Origin of the sequence: Granulicoccus phenolivorans DSM 17626 = NBRC 107789 = JCM 15570 (assembly GCF_000423085.1) — a bacterium.
GTDB lineage: Bacteria > Actinomycetota > Actinomycetes > Propionibacteriales > Propionibacteriaceae > Granulicoccus > Granulicoccus phenolivorans.
On the sequence record NZ_AUHH01000008.1, the window covers coordinates 124256 to 144315 of the forward strand.

The following is a 20060-nucleotide window of genomic DNA, read 5'->3' on the forward strand; positions in this document are numbered from 1 at the left end:
CGTGTTCTCCCAAGGGGCTGTGCGACCAGAACCAAACGCGCCCCCTTCCCAGGGGAAGGGGGCGCGGCGCAGGATCAGCCGCGGGTGAGGCGACGGTGGGTGGTGGCGTGCGGACGCGCCGCCTCCGGTCCGAGCCGTTCCACCTTGTTCTTCTCGTAGTCGGCGAAGTTGCCTTCGAACCAGTACCAGGAGGCCGGGTTCTCCTCGGTGCCCTCCCAGGCCATGATGTGGGTCGCCACGCGGTCGAGGAACCAGCGATCGTGGGAGATCACCACGGCACAGCCCGGGAACTCCAGCAGCGCGTCTTCCAGCGACTGGAGGGTCTCCACGTCCAGGTCGTTGGTCGGTTCGTCGAGGAGCAGCAGGTTGCCGCCCATCTTCAGCGTCAGCGCCAGGTTGAGCCGGTTCCGCTCACCGCCGGAGAGCACACCGGTCGGCTTCTGCTGGTCCGGACCCTTGAACCCGAACGAGGCGACATAGGCCCGCGAGGACATCTCGAAGTTGGCGACCTTGATGTAGTCCAACCCGTCGGAGACGACCTCCCAGACGTTCTTCTTCGGATCCAGGCCGCCTCGGCCCTGGTCGACATAGGAGATCGACACGGTCTTGCCGAGGGTCAGCTCGCCGGAGTCGGGCTGCTCCTCCCCCACGATCATCTTGAACAGCGTCGACTTGCCGACACCGTTGGGGCCGATGATGCCGACGATGCCCGAGCGCGGCAGGGTGAAGGACAGGTCGTCGATCAGCAGCCGGTCGCCGAAGCCCTTGCTGAGGTGGCTGACGTCCAGCACATCGGTGCCCAGCCGGGGGCCCGGCGGGATGTTGATCTCGGACGGGTCGATCTTGCGGTTGCGCTCGGCCTCGGCGGCCATCTCCTCATAGCGGGCCAGGCGGGCCTTGTTCTTGGCCTGCCGCGCCTTCGGGCTGGAGCGGACCCAGTCGAGCTCCTTCTCCAGAATCTTGGCGCGCTTGGCGTCCTTCTGACCCTCGACCTTGAGCCGCTCCCGCTTGGTCTCCAGGTAGGTGGAGTAGTTGCCCTCATAGGGGTGCAGCCGACCGCGGTCGATCTCACAGATCCACTCCGCGACATTGTCCAGGAAGTAGCGATCGTGGGTCACGGCCAGTACGGCACCCGGATAGGACTTGAGGTGGCCCTCCAACCAGTTCACCGATTCGGCGTCCAGGTGGTTGGTGGGCTCGTCGAGCAGGAGCAGGTCGGGCTGCTCGAGCAGCAGCTTGCACAGCGCGACCCGGCGCCGCTCGCCGCCGGAGAGGTGATCGACCAGTTCATCGGCCGGCGGGCAGCGCAGGGCGTCCATCGCCTGCTCGAGCTGGGAATCGATGTCCCAGGCGTTGCTCGCATCGAGCTCGGTCTGCAGGTTGCCCATCTCTTCCATCAGGGCATCGAAGTCGGCGTCCGGCTCGCCCATCAGCTCGCCGATCTCGTTGAACCGATCCAGTTTCGCCTTGATCGGCCCGACGCCCTCCTGGACGTTCTCCAGAACGGTCTTGCCCTCGGTCAGCGGCGGCTCCTGCAACAGGATGCCGACCGTCTTGCCCTTGCCGAGCATGGCCTCACCGTTGTTGGGTTTCTCCAGCCCGGCCATCACCTTGAGCATGGTGGACTTGCCGGCGCCGTTGGGACCGACGACACCGATCTTGGCGCCCTCGTAGAAGGAGAGCGTGACATTGTCGAGAATCACCTTCTCGCCGGCGGTCTTCCGGACATTGTGCATGGTGTAGACGAACTCGGGCATTGCCGGATCAAACCTCCACTGGGGGATTGGGGAACCTCGGACAGTATGCCAGCCCGTGCGCCCTCCTCACTGCGCCACGGCCAGGCCCTCCCGGTCGGCGTCGGTCGGCGTACCCCCTTCGGGGTCGGGTTCCGGCTCCGGCTGCGCGGTGGCATCGGGCCCGGCCGGCTCGGCGGAGCGGCGGCGCTCGGTGCGGAAGGTGGCGCTGCCCCAGGCCAAGTCGTGGCCGACCCCACTGGCATCGATCACCAGCTGTTCGTGCAGCACACCGTCCTCATCGACCCAGGATTCGGTGCGCATCCGTCCGGTCACCAGAACCGGGTCGCCCTTGCGGACGCTGAGCGCGACGTTGTGGGCGACGCTGCGATAGCAGCGGACCGAGTACCACGTGGTGTCCCCGTCGCTCCACTCCCCCGCCCGCAGGATGCGCGGGGTGCTGGCCAGGCGGAAGCGGGCGTACTCCACTCCCTGGCGGGTGACCCGCTTCTCGATGTCGGTTCCGATGCGTCCGGTGACGGTCACGCTGGCGTCCATGGTGATCCCTTTCGTTCAGGCTGTGCCCGAAGGATGGCCGTCGCGGCGGAATCGGTACGCCCGCCCCGGCGTACCTGTGGACAACGCTTGCGGCGCGGCGGGGCTGGGGACAAGTTCCCGGAGATCACGCCGGGCCGAGGACCTCCGCCAGATCGCGGCGGACCGTTTCGTAGCGGGTCACTTCCGCGTTGACCGGCTCGATCACCAGTTTGTCGGTCACCCGCGCGATCGACTTCTGCAGCGCTCGGCGCGCGCTGCGTTGCTTGCTCCGGGCCCCGATCTCGACCCCGATCCGGGCGAACAGGGCGACCAGCAGACCGGCGGCCACCCCACCGACGACCAGCAGCGTCTGCACCCCGAACCCGCGCCACTGCACCGTGGGCAGCGGCGGCAACTGCAGATAGAGCATGAGGAAGTCGACCCCCAGCCAGATCAGCCCGGCCAGCACCGCGACGATCAGAATCCACTGCAGCACGGTGATCGCGCGCCACCAGCCGCGGTCGGCGTCCAACCCGAGGTCGGTGGTCGCGATCGCCCGATCCAGCCGGTCGGAGATGATCCCCCGGTGCTGCTGGGTCGCGGCGCGCACCGCGTCCCGCCAGCCGCGGCCGAGTCCTGGGGTGACCTCGTCCGACAGGTCCCGCACGGCCGCATCCACCCGGGCCTGCTGCACCGAGTTGGTCGTCGGCAGGGAGGTCCGCGGGGCCCGGACGGGGTCGATCGATTCCTGCGTGCGGCGCTTGCCGATGCCGAGCCGGTCCAGGTGCAGCCGCTTCAGCGGATCCGGCCGAAAGCGTCCCAGCCAGGCCAGGGCCGGCCAGCCGGTGGCCAGCGATCCCCGGTGTCGCCAGGCGTTCCCGACCGCCTCGGTGACGATCGGGACATTCGCCGCGACCGCCAGGGCCTTGTTCAGCCGGTCGGCGGTCTCCCGGGACACCGTGCCGGCCGCCTTGGTCCCGTTGGCGCGGGCCAGCGCTTCCCCGGCGGTGCGCACGTCATGGGCGACCCGGGTCGCGGCCGCCTTCTTCGCCGACACGCGCGTACGCAGGGTGGCGCGCAGCTTGTCGACCCCCTCGCCGGTCGCGGCGCTGACCGCGAGCACCTCGGCCCGTCCCAGGCCCTCCGAATCCAGCAGTCGGCGCAGATCGGCCAGACAACGCTTGCGTTCCTCGGCGGACAGGGTGTCGATCTGGTTCAGCACGATCAGCATCACGTCGGAGTAGGCCGCCAGCGGCTTGAGGTAGCGATTGTGCAGGGCGGCGTCGGCGTACTTCTGCGGGTCGACCACCCACACGATCGAGTCGACCAGCTGCACCAACCGGTCCACCTGCTGCTGGTGGGCCAGGGCGGTCGAATCGTGATCGGGCATGTCGATCAGCACCAGCCGGTCCAGGCCGGGCGCATGCTCGAGGTCGCCGCCCCAGTACCGGGTGGGGACCTCCAGCCAGTCCAGCAGGGGCTCGGCGGAGTCGCGTTCGGCGAAGCTGACCGCCATCGCGGTGGCGGTGGTGGGGCGGCGGACGCCGGGCACCGCCAGCTCGGTCCCGGTCAGCGCGTTGAACAGTGAGGACTTGCCCGAACCGGTGGCGCCGCCGATCGCCACCACGGTGTTGTCGCCGGCCAGTTCCAGGCGCCGCCCGGCCCGTTCGACCACGCCCCGGGCGGTGGTCACCGGGCCCGGATCGACGCGGCCGTCGGCCAGGTCGGCGGCCTCGCGCAGCGCCCGGATCCGGGCGCCCAGGTCAGGCCTGGCCATCGCGGTTTCCTTCGGCCGCCTCGTCGAACAGGGTGTGGGTCCGGGTCTCGCCGACGATTTCGGCGTCGACGATCTGCGGCTGCGCCTCGAGCTGGTACGCCTGCCCCTGCTCCCCGGCGGTGATCTCCCGCGGTACGCCGGGCAACTCCGGCGTCCCGGCGGCAGCGCCGTCGGCCCCGACGGTCTCGGTCTCGGCGGTCAGCGCCGGGTCGCTGTGCCCGGTCCGGGCCAACTGGACCGCGGCAATGGCCCCGCGCAGGTCGCGGGCGACCTGCGGTGCGACATGCTCGTCGTCCAGCAGGGCAAGGAAGCGCGCCTTCTCCGAATCCAGCAGCGCCGTCACCCGGGCATCGAGCTCGGCCTTGGCCTGTTTGGTCAGCCGGCGGATCGCCTCGTCCCCGAAGACCGACTCCAGGACGCGCTGGGCCAGCGCGGCGGTGCCGCCGGCCACGCCGATCTCGGCACCGGTCAGCCCGCCGGTCTGGGCGAAGATCACGATCATCAGCGCGACGCCGGCCCCGTTCACGCCGAGGGCGAGGAAGCGGGCCCGGGCGCGCTTGTCCATCCCGGCGTCGGCCACCAGGTCGAGGACCGATCCCTGCCAGTCCCGGATGGTCCGGGCGACCGCGGCCGGGTACTCCCGGGAGGCCCGGGACAGGTCCGCTCCGGACTGATCGAGCAACTGACGGCCGGCGGGATTCGCCCGCCAGGAGGCTTCGGCCCGCTCCGCGGCGGCCTCACCCTGCTCCCGGATCAGCGCCTCGAGTCCCGATTCGACGGCGAGTTTGACCGAGTTGGCGTCGCGGCGGGGTCGGAAGGCCGCCACGATGCGGTCCCGGAGTTTGCTGACGCCCTGGTCCAGCTTGGCGAGCAGTTCGCCGGTTCCGACGAAGTCCTGCCAGCGCTGCATCACTTCGCCGCGCAGCAGCGTGCCGTCCGCGGTCTGCGCCGCGATGCTGCGGGCGGTTTCGGCGTACAGCGTGTCGACGTCGGCGCGCAGCCCGTCCAACGCCTCCTGCTGGTCGTCGATCGCCCGGGCGATTCCCGGTGCCCGGGACTCGATCGAGGCGATCGCGCCGGCCAGGGTCTGTTCCACGACCCGTTGCCGGCTGCCGCGGTCGGCCGCCAGGGCGGCCAGCCAGCTGCGGATCGGCTGGACCGAGGCGTCGGGCAACAGGCCCTGTTCGTCGACGGGCACCTCCGGGACGGCGAACAGGGGCGAGTGGGCCAGCCCCCGTTCGCTCATCAGGCGGCCCAGATCCGGCGGGATCTCCGCCATCGCCGCCGGCGGGATCCGGTCCAGGACCACCGCGACCGCGGCGCTGCGTTCGGCGGCATGCCGCAGGAACTCCCAGGGCACCGCGTCGGCGTACCGGGCCGCGGAGGTCACGAACAGCCACAGGTCGGCGGCGGCGAGCAGCTGGGCCGCCAGCTTCCGGTTCTCCTCGACCACCGAGTCGACGTCGGGGGCATCCAGCAGGGCCAGGCCGCGCGGCAGGGTGTCCTCGGCAACCAGTTGGATCGAGCCGTGGTCGTGCGTCGGTTCCCAGGTCCGGGCCAGTCCCGGCAGGATCCGTTCATCGTCGAACCAGGGCGCATCATCGGGATGATGGATCAGCACCGGGGCGCGGGTGGTGGGCCGGATGATGCCGGGCGTGGTCACCGGACGCCCGATCAGCGAGTTCACCAGGGTCGACTTGCCTGCACCGGTGGACCCGCCGACCACCGCCAGCAGCGGCGCGTCCAGGGTGGCCAGTCGTGGCAACACGTAGTCGTCGAGTTGGGCCACCAGTTCGGCGGCGGTGGCCCGTTGCAGGGGCGCGCCGGGTAGGTCGAGCGGGAGTCGCGCGGCGCGTACGCTGTCACGCAGTTCCACCAGGGCGGCGTACAGCACGCCGCCGCTCATGCCGGCCTCAGCCATGCGTCTCCTCGATGAGCGAGCCGTACGCGGGGGCCGGGGATCAGCGTCCGGGCGGCCCCCAACTGGGATTGACAGGACTGTACTGCGGGGTGAGGTACGCCGCGGGCGCCGCGCCCGGACCGATCCAGGGGGTGTCTGCCGGTGCTTGTGAGGGCGGCCCGACCCGAGCGGTCGGCCGCAGTTCCCGGATCCGGCGCAGCAATACCTTCTCCCGAATGTGGCCGGCCTCGTCGATCAGGCCGCGAACCATGCCGTCGCGCAGGTACGCCAGTTCGAGCATCGCCCATTGGATCCGGACGGTGGAGACGAAGGAGCGCGGATTTCCGGTCAGTAGCCGGCCGAACGCGACCACGACGTCGACCAGGCGCCGGCGCAGGGAGGCCATGTTGCGCGGGTCGGTCGGCAGCAGCCAGCCGGTGCGGGCATAGTCCTCCAGCCGGGCCCGGACCAGGCGCGCCTGGGTGAACAGCTGGGTGATCGCCATCACCAGGATGCTCAGGAACACCGGCACCGCGATCAGCAGATACAACATCAGCAGGGTGGCTTCGCTGGTCACCGTGGAGAGGGTCCCGTTGAACCACATGTGGCCCAGGGCGGCGGCCAGGTAGCCGCACAGCGGCGCGACCACCCGGACGATCTTCGAGCGATGTCGCAGCGCGATCGCCAGGCCGATGCCGGTCATGCAGGTGAACATCGGATGGGCGAAGAAGGTCAGGCCGCCGCGGACGAAGACGAGTTGCTGCATCGCCTGTTCCGGATCCAGCGTCGAGGCGGAGGTGGAGTTGGCCGCCGCGCGGTAGGCCCGGCCGTAGTAGAGGACGTTCTCGATCCAGGCGAACCCGGTCGCGACCAGCCCGCCGAGCGCGATCCCGGTCATCCGGTTGACCCACTGGTTGCGGAAGAAGATCGCGAGCAGGAACAGCACGCTGGCCTTGGTGGCCTCTTCGACGAACGGGGCGACGAAGACGGCAGCGCGGCTGGCGGTCGCGGGATCGCCGTTGCCCAGGATCCCCAGATGCGAGGCGGCCCAGGTGTTCAGATGCATGGCGGCGTAGGTCGCGACGAAGGCGCCCCAGCCGAAGGTGAGCAGCCACACCAGCGGACGCGGGCGCCAGAAGCGGTCCAGCAGGATGAACAGGAGCGCCAGCGGCACCGCGGTGTAGCTGGCGTACTGCACGAACAGCGGCAGCTGGTCGACGCCCAGACCGAGCAGGGTCCCCCCGGGGACCTGCCGGTCGGGAACGTTCTCCGCATACATCCGCCAGGCGCAGATCACCTCGAGCAGGATCAGTCCCAGCACCAGCCAGGTCCGGGGATTCTTCACCAGGGACAGCAGTGGATTCTCCCCGGCCGGCGGTGAGATCGGCAGCCCGGAGCGGCGCAGCGCCCTGCGTTCGGCATCCGGGGCCGGGGCACCGGCGGCACCGGCGGACAGGTCGGCAGGACGCGTCGGAGGTGCGGCGGTGTGCATGGGTGCCACAGTAGCGCGGGCGAGGTTGCGGTCCCAGACCGCTAAACTTTGCCCCCGAAGCCCTCATAGCTCAGCTGGATAGAGCAGCAGCCTTCTAATCTGCGGGTCGTAGGTTCGAATCCTACTGGGGGCGCCACAGTCGCGAAGTGGGACACCGGCGCGGGTACGCGGGGCGTAGCGTGTCCCCGTGCCCGAGCCCACCCATCCCCCGGCCGACTTCTCCTGGCGGGTCCTGCTGATCACCGCGTACCTGCCCACCCTGCTGGTCTCGATCGGATTCGGCGCGGTAGTACCGCTGATCGCGGTCTCGGCGATCGATCTGGGCGCCAGCCCGGGAATGGCCGCGTTCGTGGTCGGGGTGTACGGGCTGGGCGGGCTGCTGGCCGACCTGCCCGCCGGTGCCATTGCAGCGCGATTCGGGGAGAAGCGCAGCATGATCGGCGCCTGTGTGATCGAGGCGGCCGCGATGATCCTGGCCTGGCAGTCGCAGCAGTTGTGGCTGTTCATCGTGGCGATCGCGGTGGCGGGCGCGTGTGCGTCGATGGTCCAGTTGGCGCGGCAGGCGTACCTGTTGGTGGCGGTGCCGATCCACCTGCGGGCCCGGGCGATGTCCGGGCTGGGCGGCACGTTCCGGATCGGCTGGTTCATCGGGCCACTGATCGCCGCGGGGGTGGTGGCCGCCTTCGACACCCGGGCGGCGTACGTGGCGGCGGCGATCATGAGCCTGGCCTCGGCGCTGATCATGCTCGCCCTGCCCGAGCCCGAGGGCGCCCGAGCGGTGACCGAGGACACCGGGCCCCGGCTGGGCACGGTGATCCGGGAGAACCGCAAGTCGTTGCTCACCCTCGGCATCGGGGCCATGGTGCTGATGCTGGTGCGGGCCGCCCGGCTGACGATCGTCCCGCTGTGGGCGGCGCAGCAGGGCGTACCACCGCACCTGATCAGTCTCTTCTTCGCCGCCGCCGGCCTGGCCGAGATCGTGATGACGCTGCCCTCGGGATGGGTGATGGATCGCTACGGCCGGTTCTGGGCGGCGGTCCCGACCCTGCTCGCGCTGGCGATCGGGTTCGCGGTGCTGCCGCTGGCCACCACGGCGTGGGCGATCGGGCTGGTCGCGTTCTGGATCGGCCTGGGCAACGGCTTCTCCGCCGGCGTCGTGATGACCCTGGGCGCCGACACGGCGCCGAAGAATGCCCGCCAGCGGTACCTGGCGGTGTGGCGCCTGATGGTCGACGGAGGCAATGCGGCGGGCCCGCTGTTGGTCACCGCGACCGTGGCCGCGGCGCCGCTGTGGGGCTCGGCGCTGCTGGCCGCGGCGGTGTGCCTGGCCGGGGCCGGGTGGTTCACCCGCTGGCTGCCGCGTAGGCCGGGGCCGGTCAGCGTCCTAGAGTGACGCTGTGAGCAACGAGAAGCTGGTATGGATCGACTGTGAGATGACCGGACTGGACCTGGCCGGCGGCGACGTCCTGATCGAGGTCGCGGCCCTGGTCACCGACGGGGAGCTGAACGTTCTCGGCGACGGCGTCGACGTGTTGATCAAGCCGGAGCCGGCCGCACTGGAGCGGATGACCGATTTCGTCCGGGACATGCACGTCAAGTCCGGGCTGCTGGCCGAGCTGGACCAGGGGGTCAGCACCGAGGAGGCCGAGCAGCAGGTGCTGGACTACCTCAAGCAGCACATTCCCAGTGACTTCCGCGCTCCCCTGGCCGGCAACACCATCGGCACCGACCGGGCGTTCCTGGCGCGCTACATGCCGACGCTGGAGCAGTTCGTGCACTACCGCAACGTCGACGTGTCCAGCGTGAAGGAACTGGCCCGGCGCTGGTTCCCGCGGGTCTACTTCAATACCCCGGCCAAGTCGGGCAACCACCGGGCGCTGGCCGACATTCAGGAATCGATCGAGGAGCTGCGCTACTACCGCGAGGTGCTGTTCGTCGGTGAGCCCGGCCCGGACACCGACACCTGCAAGGCCGCCGCAGCCAAACATCAGGGCTCGCTGACCGGGGCCACCCCGGCCGCAGAATGATCTGATTTCCCTTGGGCGGATTTTCCCGCTAGTATTCTTCGGTCGCCACAAGCGAGGCCAGCCGGCCTCTCTGGGGCAGACATGGTGGGTATAGCTCAGCTGGTAGAGCACCTGGTTGTGGTCCAGGTGGTCGCGGGTTCAAGTCCCGTTACTCACCCCAAACGGGTCAGGTGTGAACTTGCGACCAAGGGGCCACCCTTGGTCGCGGTTCGCGCCTGGCCCATTTTCTTCGCCTCGGCGGCCCAGCTCAGGGCGTCGGCGTGGAGGCCGGAGAGGCTCAGTCCGTCATACGGGTTCCGGTAGCCGACGCGCACGTCGTTGTCCTCGTCGATGTAGATCGCCCTGAACAGTGCTTGGTTGCACAGTCGGCGGTTCGCGTCGTCGGCGTGCTCGTAGAGGTCGGCTGCGTTGGACAGCAGTTTCAGCGAGTCGTCGAGGTTCGCCCGCGCGTCGGCATAGTGGCCGTGGTGAGCGGTGATCCGGTGCTCGATGGTCTCCAACGACGCGGTGATCCGGTCCTGCTCCTTCTTGAGCAGGTCGAGCGGGATGGCTCCGGCGTAGTGGGCTTGCAGCAACTTCTGCTGCTCGCCTTCGAGTTGGGTTCTCCGGGACGCGAGGTCGGCAAGTTCGGCGGCTCCTTCGGCCATCATCTCGTCGAACCGGGCATGGATCATCGCCGAGACCGCCTGCGTCGTCTCGGGATCGAGCTGCACCTTGGCATAGAAGCGCTCGATGAGCCGTTCGACCTGCTCGATGAGCATCGCCTGCCGGGTGCAGTCGCCTCTGCCACCATGCCTGCTCGCGCACACGAAGTACGGGTAGATCGTGCCCTGGCTGCTCTTGGCGTTGCACACCAGTAGCCGCGAGCCGCACTGGCCGCAGAACACCGTCCCCTTCAAGTAGTGCTCGTGGACTTGCGTTGCATCTGCTGCCGAGCGGTGCGTGCCGAGCACGGTCTGCACCTGGTCCCACACCTCGTTGGGGACGATGGCCTCGTGCGCTCCGGCATAGGTCACGCCCTGGTAGCGGACGCTGCCCTTGTAGTACGGGTTCGTCAGCATCCGATGCACCGACGACTTCCCGATGGGTCGGGACGGTCGCCGCGGCGACGCCGCTGTCGTGAGCCCGCGCGCTACGAGCTCCTGGTGAAGCTGGCTCGTCGTCCAGTCGCCGGATGCGAACACCTGGAACGCCCACCGCACCAACGGGGCTCGCTCCTCGTCGATCTCGACGGTGCGTACTTCCCGCCCGAACTCGTCGCGCACGCCGACGTTGCGGTAGCCGATGGGTGCCTTCGTCACGGTGCCGCCCTGCGCGGCCTTCTGCGACAGACCCTTGACGACCTCGGTGGCGAGGTTGCGGGAGTAGAACTCCGCGATCGAGGACATGATGCCGTGCAGCAGCATCCCGGACGGGGTCTCGTCGATGTTCTCCGTGGCCGACACCAGCGTGACGCCGGCGTCCTTGAGGGCGAGGTGGATGGTCACGTCGTCGGCTCGGTTGCGGGCGAGCCGGTCGACCTTGTGGACGATGCAGTAGTTCGTCTTGTGCTTCGCGACGTACTGGATCATCCGCATCAGTTCGGGCCGGTCGGCCTTGCGCGCGGACTCGCCCGCGTCGACGAACTCCTCGATGATCGTTGCTCCGAGCTGGTCGGCCTTGCGCTGGTTCGCCTCGCGCTGGGCCGGGATCGAGAAGCCCTCCGCCTGGCCGCCCTTCTCCGCCTGCTCCTTCGTGGAGACCCGTAGGTAGGAGACGGCGAATGATCCGGGGAACGGGGTGGGCGCTACGAGGCTGTCTATCGCGGTTCGGTCCGCGTCGATGATCGTCATGGCTCTTCTCCACAGTCACTGGTCCTGCCGACGCGGACTTGTGAGAGCGGATGTTGATCGTGAGAAGAGCCCGAAGGCTGTAGGACTAGGCCGAGTCGGCCACGTTTACTTTGCCTCGCCGTGGCGGCGAAGCGCTAGGACCACAACATCCGCCATCCGCGACGGATGCCTCCATTCTACGACGACGCGCTCGCGGAGGCACGAGGGCGCTTCGGTCGCGTCGATCCCTCCGAACGGCACGCTCCCGACTGTTGGAGCGCCAGGCGGATCAGCAGCTCGCAGAGCTTGTCCAGGTCGGGCGGCTCGTGGAACTCGGCGCGGATCGTCAGCTCGCGCTCGCTCTGTTGACGCTGCCCGGTCTTCCGTTCATAGCGGCGCGCCACGATTCACACCTCGCCCGTCTCCGGGTCGATGCCCGCGAAGAAGGCATCCTCTGCTTCCTGGCGCGCATCCACCATGTCGATCACGAACCGAACGAAGTCTTCGTCGCGATCCGTGATCGGTGAGTCCTCGATGGGCTGAGTGGGGTCTTCACCGGGCCAGCTCGTCTGGCGAGTCGGGCGGTCTCGGTCGAGCCGCGTACCGCAGGCCGACACCCAATCACGAAGGCGGGCACGGGCATCGGCGAAGTCGCGGTGCCAGCCGAGCGGTGCCGACCCATTCTGCTCGGGGTCGTATGCGCACAGCCAGTGCAGGTGCAGCGCCGACAGTTCCCAGAGGAGCTCGGGGTGACGGTGCCAGTAGGGCGGAACGACGCTGGCCGGAAGTCCGTAGGTGTGGCGAAGCCAGTCCACCCAACGGTTCAGTTCGAGCAACTCGGCTTCGAGATCGTTGGCGGTCAGCAGATTCCAGTTGACCGGATGCGGCGGCTCGGGCACGTCGAAACGCGGGGACGCGAGACCTGCCTCGGGTGGCATGTCGTCGTGCTCAGGGTGGAACTGATCGCTCATGGCGGGATCGCTCACATTCCGATGGCAGCCGCGGTGGACGGCGCGGCCTGCTGAGGTCCGGTGAACGCCGCGGCGTCTCGGCCGGAAGTGCGTTCGCTGCGATCCACCTCGTAGCGGGTGCGGGCGAGGTCGTGTCCGATGCGCGTCGCGATGAACTCCTCGCCCTCGTACCGCTGGCCGTTGCGCTCGTAGGAGTAGTCGCGCACCCGTCCGTCGGCGATGATGTTGTCGCCCTTGGCGAGCCGCTCGGCTCCCTGCTCGGCAGCACCGCGATACGCAATGAGGTCGTGGAACGTCGTCTCCAGTTGCGTGAAGGAGTTGTCGGGCTCCTTGCGGTAATGCTCGATGCCGACCTTCATGTAGAGCCGTGCGTCGCCGCGGTCGGTGTAGCTGAGCTGCGGGTCCGAGGCGACAAAGCCGGAGATGGACTGGTGGGTACGAATGGCCATGATGGCGTCCTCCTGAACTCGGGCGACCAGCCGTGTGTGGCCGCTGTGTCAGGCAGGTGCGCTTCGGCACCCAGACGCAGCGTCAGGTGACGGGGCGGTGGCGCAGCAGTGTTTCGAGTTCGTCGCGGTCGCTGCGGAGTTGCGCGGCATCGGGGCGAGTCGGCCAGGCGCGGAGGTCGGTGACGATGGGCGGCGCGGAGCGCAGCATCGCAATGCCGGTGCCGAATGGCAGGGTGCGGATGCGGTCTGGCGGCAGGATCGGGACGCGGCGGATCGAGCGCTGGTTGGAGCGGGTGCCGTGGTCGCCGAGTGTCACGCTGTCGGTGTACTCGTCGCGCTCTCCGATGAGCGTGGAGAGGTCTTGGAGGTCGCGGCTGTTGGATGCGCCGCCGAGGATGATCTTGACGATGCTAGCGTCCCAGATCGCGCCGGCCTGGTGTTCACTCCACCTGTCGCGAGCCTGTGCGAGGGACTGCAAGACCGGCATGGTCGTGATCCCGGTGCCACCGCCTTCGGCCATGAGCGTCGGCAGTGACGGCAGCGGTGCGAGATTCCCGATCTCGTCGAGCGCGAGCAGTAGCGGCGGGTCGAGCCGTGCTCCGGGCGAGCGGGCGGCAAGTCGGCGGGCGGTTTCGATGAGGTCTTCGACGAACGCCGCGACCAGCGATGCCGAGGCTCCTGCTCCTGCTCCGGTGGCGAGCAGGTACAGGGTGCCTTGTTCGGTGAGGAAGGTCTCGGGGTCGAAGTGCTCGTGCGGGCCTGGCGTGACGGCATCGAGCACGCGCGGGTCGGCCAGTGCGGCCAGTGCGAGGGAGACGCCTTGCCAGATGCTGTCGCGGGTCTTGGGGTCGGCGTCGATCATCGCGGCCAGGGAGTCGTCCCAGCCCATCGCCGCGTTCGGGTGTGAGTTGAGGATGGCGACGGCTTCGGACGCGGCGCTGGGGTCGAGGGTCCATCTGAACAGCTCGGCTGGCTGGCGGCCGTCGAGCGCGGCGGCATGCAGCAGGCTTTGGAGTGCGGTGCGGGTTTTGCCTTCCCAGAACCCGCCGGACTCGACCCCTCCGGCGCTGAGTCCTGTGGCGGCTGCGAGGCCGTTAGCGCGGATCATCGCGGTCAGCGGATCGTCACAGCCGCGAATGGGCGACCAGCGCAGCCCGGCGGGGATGCCTTCGGCGAGGTGTTGCGGGTCGAACACCGCGACCGGTCCGCCCCTGCGGCGTCGGGCGCGGAGGGTCGCGGTGAGGTTGTCGGGCCTGGTGCTGGTGGTGACGACCGCTCCGGGTGCGTCGAGGATCGCGTTGATGACGACATGTAGGCCCTTGCCTGAGCGGGGTGGGCCGATCAGCAGGATCGAGTCTTCGACAGATGCCCAGACCTCCGTCCCGCGACTGGCACCGAGGAGGTAGCCGACATCCTGCGGGGCTGGTGATTCCAAGGAGGGGCGCAGTGTGGCCGCGCGGTGCAGCAGTGCCTTCGCGGATGCTGCGGTCTTGACTTCATGGCTGGTCGCGATCCCGGCAAGGCGGTGCGGGTCGGTCTCGGTCTTCCGCGTGTGGCGGCGCAGCACGATCCACACCCAGACGATCCCGGTGGCGAGTCCGCCGAGCAGTGCCGCGCTGACGAGCCAGTAGGCGACCGGGTTGAGACCGTCGGCACCGAGCGCGGTTGCCGGGTCGCCGGGGTTGAACAGCACGGCGAGTCCCGCCGCTGCGCCGGCGTCTGGCTGGGGTGTGCCGGTGAGGAACGCGGCGACACTGCCACCGGCGCGGAGAACGAGGGCGATCCCGAACATGCCGATCAGCCCAATGAGGGCGGCATTGGTGAGTTCGTCGCCCATGCCCCCGGCCTGCCGCTGGTTCATGTCAGCCGCCGCACCGCGAGCGTGCCCGAGATGCGCCCGAACAGGATCACCTCGTGTGTGCCGTCGGGTAGGTCGTCGAGGTCGATGAGCGTCCGGGCTTCGCCGGTCCCGGTAGCGTCGGTGTGGGAGACGATCGTCGCGACAGCGACATCCTCGCCAGGCACGAACCCGCCCGCGGTGACCTCAGCCAAGCGCGGCACCCGTCGGGCGTGGCGACTTCGACGAGTTTCCGGCGCAGGGGTCTCGGACGGTGCGACTGCGCGTCGGGGTTTGCGGGTGCGGAGGATGTCGGTGAAGACGCTGCCGTCGTTCTCGCGCACCTCGACTCGGACTGCGATGGTGCGGTCGTTGGTGATGGCATCCATGAGCGGCCCGAACGTCGCGCGCGTCCAGTCGCCCGCGTCCGGCGACGCGAACGGTGTTCCATCGACCGTGGCGGTGAGGGTGCCGTCTGCAGCGACGGTGACGAGGACGTGCGGCAGCTCGACGGGAGCCGTGGCATCGTCTTCGTTCGGGGTGGATCGGCGCGGGCCGGTGAGGTTCATCGGTGTCCTCCTGCGGCGCGGCTGCTGGTGTCGAACAGGGCGAGTTCGTCGGGGTGGAGTTGGTGCTGGCAGACGAAGCTCCTGGCCTTGATCCGCCACAGCCCTTGGCCGACGCCAAGGTTCGGCAAGAGCTGCTGCTCCGTGCCGGTCAGACCGAGGGCGGTCGCGGTCGGTCCGAGCTGGTCGGACTCCTGCCGGTACACGATCCGCGTTTCCGCGTTCGCGAGTAGTGAGTTCGCCAGGGAGCGCATGGCTGAGCCTTGGTCGCCCACGTTGTCGAGGTCGGTGAGCTTGTGGAAGATCAGCATGTTCGCGATCCCGTAGTGCCGCGCGAGTCGCCAGTGCGCATCCATCCGCCGCAGCAGCGCTGGATGGGACATGAGCCGCCAGGCCTCGTCGTAGATCACCCACCGCTGTCCACCGTTCGGGTCGAGCAGCGCGGACTCCATCCACGCCGACGAGCACGTCATCAACACCGAAATGAGCGTCGAGTTCTCGGTGACGCGCGAGAGGTCGAGCGAGATCATCGGCAGCGACGGGTCGAACGCGACCGTCGAAGGCCCGTCGAACAGTCCGGCCAGGTCGCCGGCCACGAGACGGCGCAGCGCGTGGCCGACGAGCCTGCCGTCCTCGGCCAACCGGCCGTCGGCATCCGCGCTCGGGGCGAGGATGCGGTCAACGACCATCGGCAGGATCGGCACATCGTTCTCCCGCACGGTCTGGGTCAGGGCGATGTCGATCGCGGTGTGCTCCAACGGCGACAATCCCCGCGCGAGCACGGTCTCCGCGAGTGCGCCGATCAGGTCACGCCGTCGGGCTGCGACAGTGGACGCCCATTGCTCATCCGAGAGACCGCTGGGCCGGTGGCCTTCATCGAGCGGATTCAGGCGAGTGTTGAGTCCGTGACCGAGGACGATGGCACGTCCACCGACGGCGTTGGCGACGGCGGTGTGTTCGCCCTTCGGGTCGCCGGGCACGTATACGCGCCGTCCGAACGGTAGCGAGCGCGTGTAGAGGGACTTGGCCAGCGATGACTTGCCGGAGCCGACGATCCCGGCCAGCACCACGTTGGGTGCGGTGATGATGCCGCGTGCGTAGAGCACCCACGGGTCGTAGACGAAACTCCCGCCCGAGTAGAGGTCTTGGCCGACGAACACGCCATCGGCGCCGAGACCGCCCTCGGCGACGAACGGGTACGCACCCGCCAGCGTCGCCGACGTGTCCTGATGCCGCGTCAGATGGAACCGGCCCGGAGTGCGCAGCCGCGCAGCGCCGGACTCGCCTGCCTTCGGCAGGTAGACCGTCGCGCGGCGCTCGGCACGCTCCTCCTCGGCCTTTGCCTTCGCGGCGGCGAGCGCGGTCCTTCGCTGCTCGGCGTGGAGTCGGGCCTCGGCCTTGCGGCGCTGCTTGCGGAGCTTCCGCCGCTCCTTCGACGGTGCCACCAGGACAGCGGTATGCAGCCGCGCGCGATCCTCGGTCACCGCACCAGCCCCCGCGACTGCTTGACCGCCGTGATCTTGGCCGGCTCGAACCACGACCCATCCCGCTTCGGGGTCGGCGGGTCGGCTCGCTTCGGAGCGCCCGGCGACGAGTACGACACCAGAAGCTCCGGCCCCGGCTGCACCGGAGCCGGTTCGACCAGCTCGGCATCCTGGGGCTCGGCCTCTGGTTCGGTGTAGCGGCGCAGCAGCGAGACGTAGCCGATATGCGGGTTGACGACCAGCGCGTAGTCGCCCGAGAGCGCAACCCGATCGTTGGTGCCCTCGCCGGGCTTGTCGTAGACATACCCGTTCTCCAGCGCGGCCTGCGTGGTCTCGTCGCCGTAGTCCCACTGCGCGAGGAAGTCCACCGCATCCACGTGTCCCAGCTCGCCCAGGATGTGCAACGGCCGGTCGGCCTCCTCGCCCTGGAGGAACACCACGCTGACCCACCGCGACGGCATGACCTCCTCGACGGCGGGCTCGGGGTGCCAGGCGATCCGCCCCGCGGCGATGAAGCCTTCCGCGAGCCGGTCGTGGGCCCGGTCGACGAGGTTCGCGGCCTGACGCAACTCTTCCGCAGCAGCGAGCGCCTCCCGCACGCCTGCCTCGTGGCTTCCGGCGTCGTTGAACGCGTGCGCGGCCTTGCGCTCGTGAACATCGGCGATCTGGTCGAGCGCCTGCCGCAGCGAGCGCATGCCCGAGGACAGATCACCGATCACCCCGTACATCTCGGCGGGCTGATCGAAGCCCCGGCTCGCGTGCGCGAGGCCGCGCAAGGCTTCGGACGCCTCGGCGGCGTCGGCAGTCGAATCGAAGAACGTAGGCATGGTGACCTCCTGGTGCCGTATGACGGGGAGGTGCGCACCAGCGAACGGAAAATGTCGGTGGTGCGGCCTAGCGTTGTAGATGACACGAGGGCAAACGAGGCAGGAGCCCGACAGAGTGAGCGCAAGTCAGTACCGAGGACAGCTTGACCGCAAGCGCAAACAGCGGATCGACGCGGACAAGAAGGCGGGTGAGTACCGGTCGAAGGAGTCCTCGAAGCGAGCCGATGCCGCCAAGGCGCGGCAGGCTGCCGCAAAGACGACGAGCAGTTCCACCCGCAGCAGCAAGTTGCGGGACGCCGAGCGCCGCGAGAAGGAAGCGGAGACTGCGGGCAAGGAGGCCAGCCGCTGGCAGACCCGGGCAGCCGGCTACGCGAAGGACGAGGCCGCGCTACAGACCAAGCTCTCCCGTGCCGAACAGTCGGAGGCCGATGCCGCCGAGAGACGCCGAAAGAGCGAGCAGCAGCGTGCCGACCGGCGGGCGGCGGCTGAACGTGCCCAGCTTGAATCGCGGATCAGCGGTGCCGAGGTAGCCGTCAGTCACGCGCTGCGTCAGCTCCCAGCGCCCAAGCCGGAGAAGCTCCGAGTGCTCATGCTGGGTGCTTCGGCCGAAGGTGACCTCCGCGTTGGAAGGGAGCAGAAGCGCATCCGGGCAGCGGTCGAGTCGGCTTTGCACCGTGACCAGATCGAACTCGATGTGCGGCCAGCAGCAACTACGGCTGACCTACTGGACGGCATCACGAAGTTCCGTCCTCACGTGGTCCACTTCTCGGGCCACAGCAACGACGACCTGATCGTCTTTGAGGATGAAGCAGACGAACCCCACGAGGGAGTGATCGTGACGGCGCTAGCCTTCGCACGCGCGATCAGCGCAACCGACGATCCTCCGCTCCTCGTCCTGCTGAACTCGTGTCGCTCCGCAGCCCAGATCGACGACCTGGTGGCTCGAGTCGTGCCGTTCGCGATCGGGATGGCCGACAGCATCGAAGACGCCGATGCGATCAACTACGCCGCACAGTTCTACGCGGCAGTCGCAAACGGGCAGTCCATCATCTCTTCGCATCTGTCGGGACAGGCTGCGCTCGAACTCGCGGGACTGGAAAGCGCTGACCTGCCGACCCTTGCTTGGGCACCCGATGTCGATCCATCAGCCACGATCCTCGTCAGCCCTGAAGGCTGAACTCAGACCCGCCGGCAGAGCGGGAGCGCGGCGGCGGTGAAGGCGGCGGCTTGCTGGCCGACGAGCAGCCGCGTCTCACAGGAGGCTTGGATCGCGGCCTGCTCGATCGCGGCGACGGCGGCATCGAGCTCTTCGCCGGTGGGCGCAGAGACGGCGATGAGGCCGGTGTAGCGGAGGATGCCGTGGCCGGCGGTGAGGTCGGCTTCTTGCTGGAGCACGTCGTGATACTCGGCGGTCTGCGAGGCGTCCTCGATCTGGCCGATCTTCGCGCGCTGGGCCTGGTCGGAGATGTGCTCGACCTTCTTCCTGCGGATGTCGCGAGCAGCGGCATCGGAGCGCATCGGGGTGCAGATCAGCGAGAACGACCGCTGGATGCCGGTGGACAGCAGCACGGGCGACAGGAATCCCGGATAGACGAGCGACCTGGGCCACTCGCTGACCCAGAGCACCGCGTGGTGGGCGGAGTCGGTGCGCAGCTTGCCCCAGGTCTCGGTGACCGCAACCGGCCCTGCGGTCGCGAGGGACTGGCCGAGCCTGCCGTGCCGTTCCAGCGTGGCGGCGATCGCTGGGTCGTAGGCGGAACGCAGCATCACCGCGATGTGCCCTGGTGTCAGCCATCCCGACGGCGAGAGGTCGGCGGAGCGAAGCGCCGCGATGAGAGTGTTCATCTCTTGGCGCAGCACGGCGGCAGCACCGCGCATCCCGGCGCCCGCGGTCCTGATCTGCCGAGCGCTGGTCTTCATGTCCAGTGACAGCGAGAGGGTGGTGGCGTGGCGTTCGCCGGCGGGTCCGGCACGGTCGATGAGTTCTGCGTAGGTGTCGGCCGCCCATGATCCGTCCGGGGTGCCGTGGGTGGCCCACCATTCGGCCAGTCCGGTGCCGGAGTCCGGCAGAGTCCGCTCCAAGACCTGAAGAGTCGCGATCCGCCCGGAGCGGCAGACGGTGGCCAGCACCCGGCCCCAGGAGCTGACGCGGCGTTCCTGCTCGCCGGGATCGAGGAGCACGAACGCGGGATGGGTGACCTCGCACACCACGGTCAACGTGGCGGCGTGGGGGTCGTGGATCATCCCCGCTCCGGTGTCGGGGTCGGTGTACTCGCGCAGTCGCGCCATGTCGCCGGGCAGTGCGAGGGTGCCGACGGGGCGCGGGACGACGATCCTGCGCCGGTACAGCAGTTGTCCGCCGGTGGTACGCCACAGCCACCAGCAGGCGATGGGCAGCCACTCCACGATCGGCCGGCCCGCGATCGGTATCCAAGTCAGCGCGGCGGCGAGTACCCAGATCGGGGCACTGTAGGCGAGCAGCATCCCACCTCCGGCGTAGAACGCGCCGATGAGTGTGGCTCCGCCGATGGCGAGTGTGATGAGCTGGGTCAGCGACAGGCCGAGGAGGACGCCGCGGCGGGTGAGGCGGGAGAACTTCACCGGCACGAGTTCACCCGCAGTGGGCCGGTCCTGGTTCGTGCTGCTCAT

General features: G+C 69.0%; 17 protein-coding genes and 2 tRNA genes. 5 read left to right on the forward strand and 14 right to left on the reverse strand.

Annotated features, from left to right (window positions below):
- Positions 1–74: 74 nt before the first annotated feature.
- The 5 genes from ettA to G531_RS20275 form a co-directional block, all read right to left on the reverse strand.
- Positions 75–1757 carry an energy-dependent translational throttle protein EttA gene (ettA, locus tag G531_RS0103930; RefSeq protein ID WP_026926252.1) on the reverse strand — a complete coding sequence of 561 codons (1683 nt, stop codon included), beginning with the start codon at positions 1755–1757 and terminating at the stop codon, positions 75–77.
- A 66-nt stretch (positions 1758–1823) separates the two neighbouring features.
- On the reverse strand, positions 1824–2291 hold the full coding sequence (locus G531_RS20270; protein ID WP_051215009.1) for a single-stranded DNA-binding protein: 468 nt from the start codon (positions 2289–2291) through the stop codon (positions 1824–1826).
- A gap of 124 nt (positions 2292–2415) precedes the next feature.
- Positions 2416–4047 carry a GTPase gene (locus G531_RS0103940; RefSeq protein ID WP_026926253.1) on the reverse strand — a complete coding sequence of 544 codons (1632 nt, stop codon included), beginning with the start codon at positions 4045–4047 and terminating at the stop codon, positions 2416–2418.
- Positions 4034–5953: a GTPase domain-containing protein gene (locus G531_RS0103945; protein ID WP_026926254.1), complete on the reverse strand. Its 1920-nt coding sequence runs from the start codon at positions 5951–5953 to the stop codon at positions 4034–4036. Before G531_RS0103945 ends, G531_RS0103940 begins: the two co-directional genes overlap by 14 nt.
- Positions 5954–6008: 55 nt before the next feature.
- Positions 6009–7439, reverse strand: coding sequence for a PrsW family intramembrane metalloprotease (locus tag G531_RS20275; protein ID WP_051215010.1), 1431 nt, complete (start codon positions 7437–7439; stop codon positions 6009–6011).
- Positions 7440–7498: 59 nt separating this feature from the next.
- Between G531_RS20275 and G531_RS0103955 the strand changes: the two genes are divergently transcribed.
- The 4 genes from G531_RS0103955 (at position 7499) to G531_RS0103970 (ending at position 9626) form a co-directional block, all read left to right on the forward strand.
- A tRNA-Arg gene (locus G531_RS0103955) sits at positions 7499–7575 on the forward strand.
- A gap of 51 nt (positions 7576–7626) precedes the next feature.
- Positions 7627–8832, forward strand: a complete 1206-nt coding sequence (locus tag G531_RS0103960; RefSeq protein WP_051215011.1) for an MFS transporter — start codon at positions 7627–7629, stop codon at positions 8830–8832.
- Between the two features lie 4 nt (positions 8833–8836).
- Positions 8837–9466 (forward strand): oligoribonuclease, encoded by a 630-nt coding sequence (gene orn, locus G531_RS0103965; protein WP_026926256.1) that lies wholly within the window; start codon positions 8837–8839, stop codon positions 9464–9466.
- Between the two features lie 84 nt (positions 9467–9550).
- Positions 9551–9626: transfer RNA gene (locus G531_RS0103970), tRNA-His, on the forward strand.
- Here G531_RS0103970 and G531_RS24345 read toward each other — a convergent pair.
- The 8 genes from G531_RS24345 to G531_RS0104010 all read right to left on the reverse strand — a co-directional run bounded on the left by G531_RS24345 (position 9619) and on the right by G531_RS0104010 (position 17411).
- Positions 9619–11298 (reverse strand): recombinase family protein, encoded by a 1680-nt coding sequence (locus tag G531_RS24345; protein ID WP_026926257.1) that lies wholly within the window; start codon positions 11296–11298, stop codon positions 9619–9621. The two genes, G531_RS0103970 and G531_RS24345, sit on opposite strands and share 8 nt — an antisense overlap.
- A gap of 176 nt (positions 11299–11474) precedes the next feature.
- On the reverse strand, positions 11475–11681 hold the full coding sequence (locus tag G531_RS0103980) for a hypothetical protein (RefSeq protein ID WP_026926258.1): 207 nt from the start codon (positions 11679–11681) through the stop codon (positions 11475–11477).
- A 3-nt stretch (positions 11682–11684) separates the two neighbouring features.
- Positions 11685–12263 (reverse strand): hypothetical protein, encoded by a 579-nt coding sequence (locus G531_RS0103985; protein ID WP_026926259.1) that lies wholly within the window; start codon positions 12261–12263, stop codon positions 11685–11687.
- Positions 12260–12697 (reverse strand): single-stranded DNA-binding protein, encoded by a 438-nt coding sequence (locus G531_RS0103990; RefSeq protein ID WP_026926260.1) that lies wholly within the window; start codon positions 12695–12697, stop codon positions 12260–12262. The genes G531_RS0103985 and G531_RS0103990 overlap by 4 nt, the downstream gene beginning before the upstream one ends.
- Positions 12698–12779: 82 nt before the next feature.
- Positions 12780–14558: a type IV secretory system conjugative DNA transfer family protein gene (locus tag G531_RS0103995; RefSeq protein WP_026926261.1), complete on the reverse strand. Its 1779-nt coding sequence runs from the start codon at positions 14556–14558 to the stop codon at positions 12780–12782.
- Positions 14555–15103, reverse strand: a complete 549-nt coding sequence (locus G531_RS0104000) for a hypothetical protein (RefSeq protein ID WP_026926262.1) — start codon at positions 15101–15103, stop codon at positions 14555–14557. The genes G531_RS0103995 and G531_RS0104000 overlap by 4 nt, the downstream gene beginning before the upstream one ends.
- On the reverse strand, positions 15100–16584 hold the full coding sequence (locus G531_RS0104005) for an ATP-binding protein (RefSeq protein WP_026926263.1): 1485 nt from the start codon (positions 16582–16584) through the stop codon (positions 15100–15102). Before G531_RS0104005 ends, G531_RS0104000 begins: the two co-directional genes overlap by 4 nt.
- On the reverse strand, positions 16581–17411 hold the full coding sequence (locus G531_RS0104010; RefSeq protein WP_026926264.1) for a hypothetical protein: 831 nt from the start codon (positions 17409–17411) through the stop codon (positions 16581–16583). Before G531_RS0104010 ends, G531_RS0104005 begins: the two co-directional genes overlap by 4 nt.
- 115 nt (positions 17412–17526) lie before the next feature.
- Between G531_RS0104010 and G531_RS0104015 the strand changes: the two genes are divergently transcribed.
- Positions 17527–18588, forward strand: a complete 1062-nt coding sequence (locus tag G531_RS0104015; RefSeq protein ID WP_026926265.1) for a CHAT domain-containing protein — start codon at positions 17527–17529, stop codon at positions 18586–18588.
- A gap of 2 nt (positions 18589–18590) precedes the next feature.
- Here G531_RS0104015 and G531_RS0104020 read toward each other — a convergent pair whose 3' ends face one another.
- The gene (locus G531_RS0104020; RefSeq protein ID WP_026926266.1) at positions 18591–20060 is read right to left on the reverse strand and encodes a PrgI family protein; all 1470 of its coding nucleotides are present in this window, start codon (positions 20058–20060) and stop codon (positions 18591–18593) included.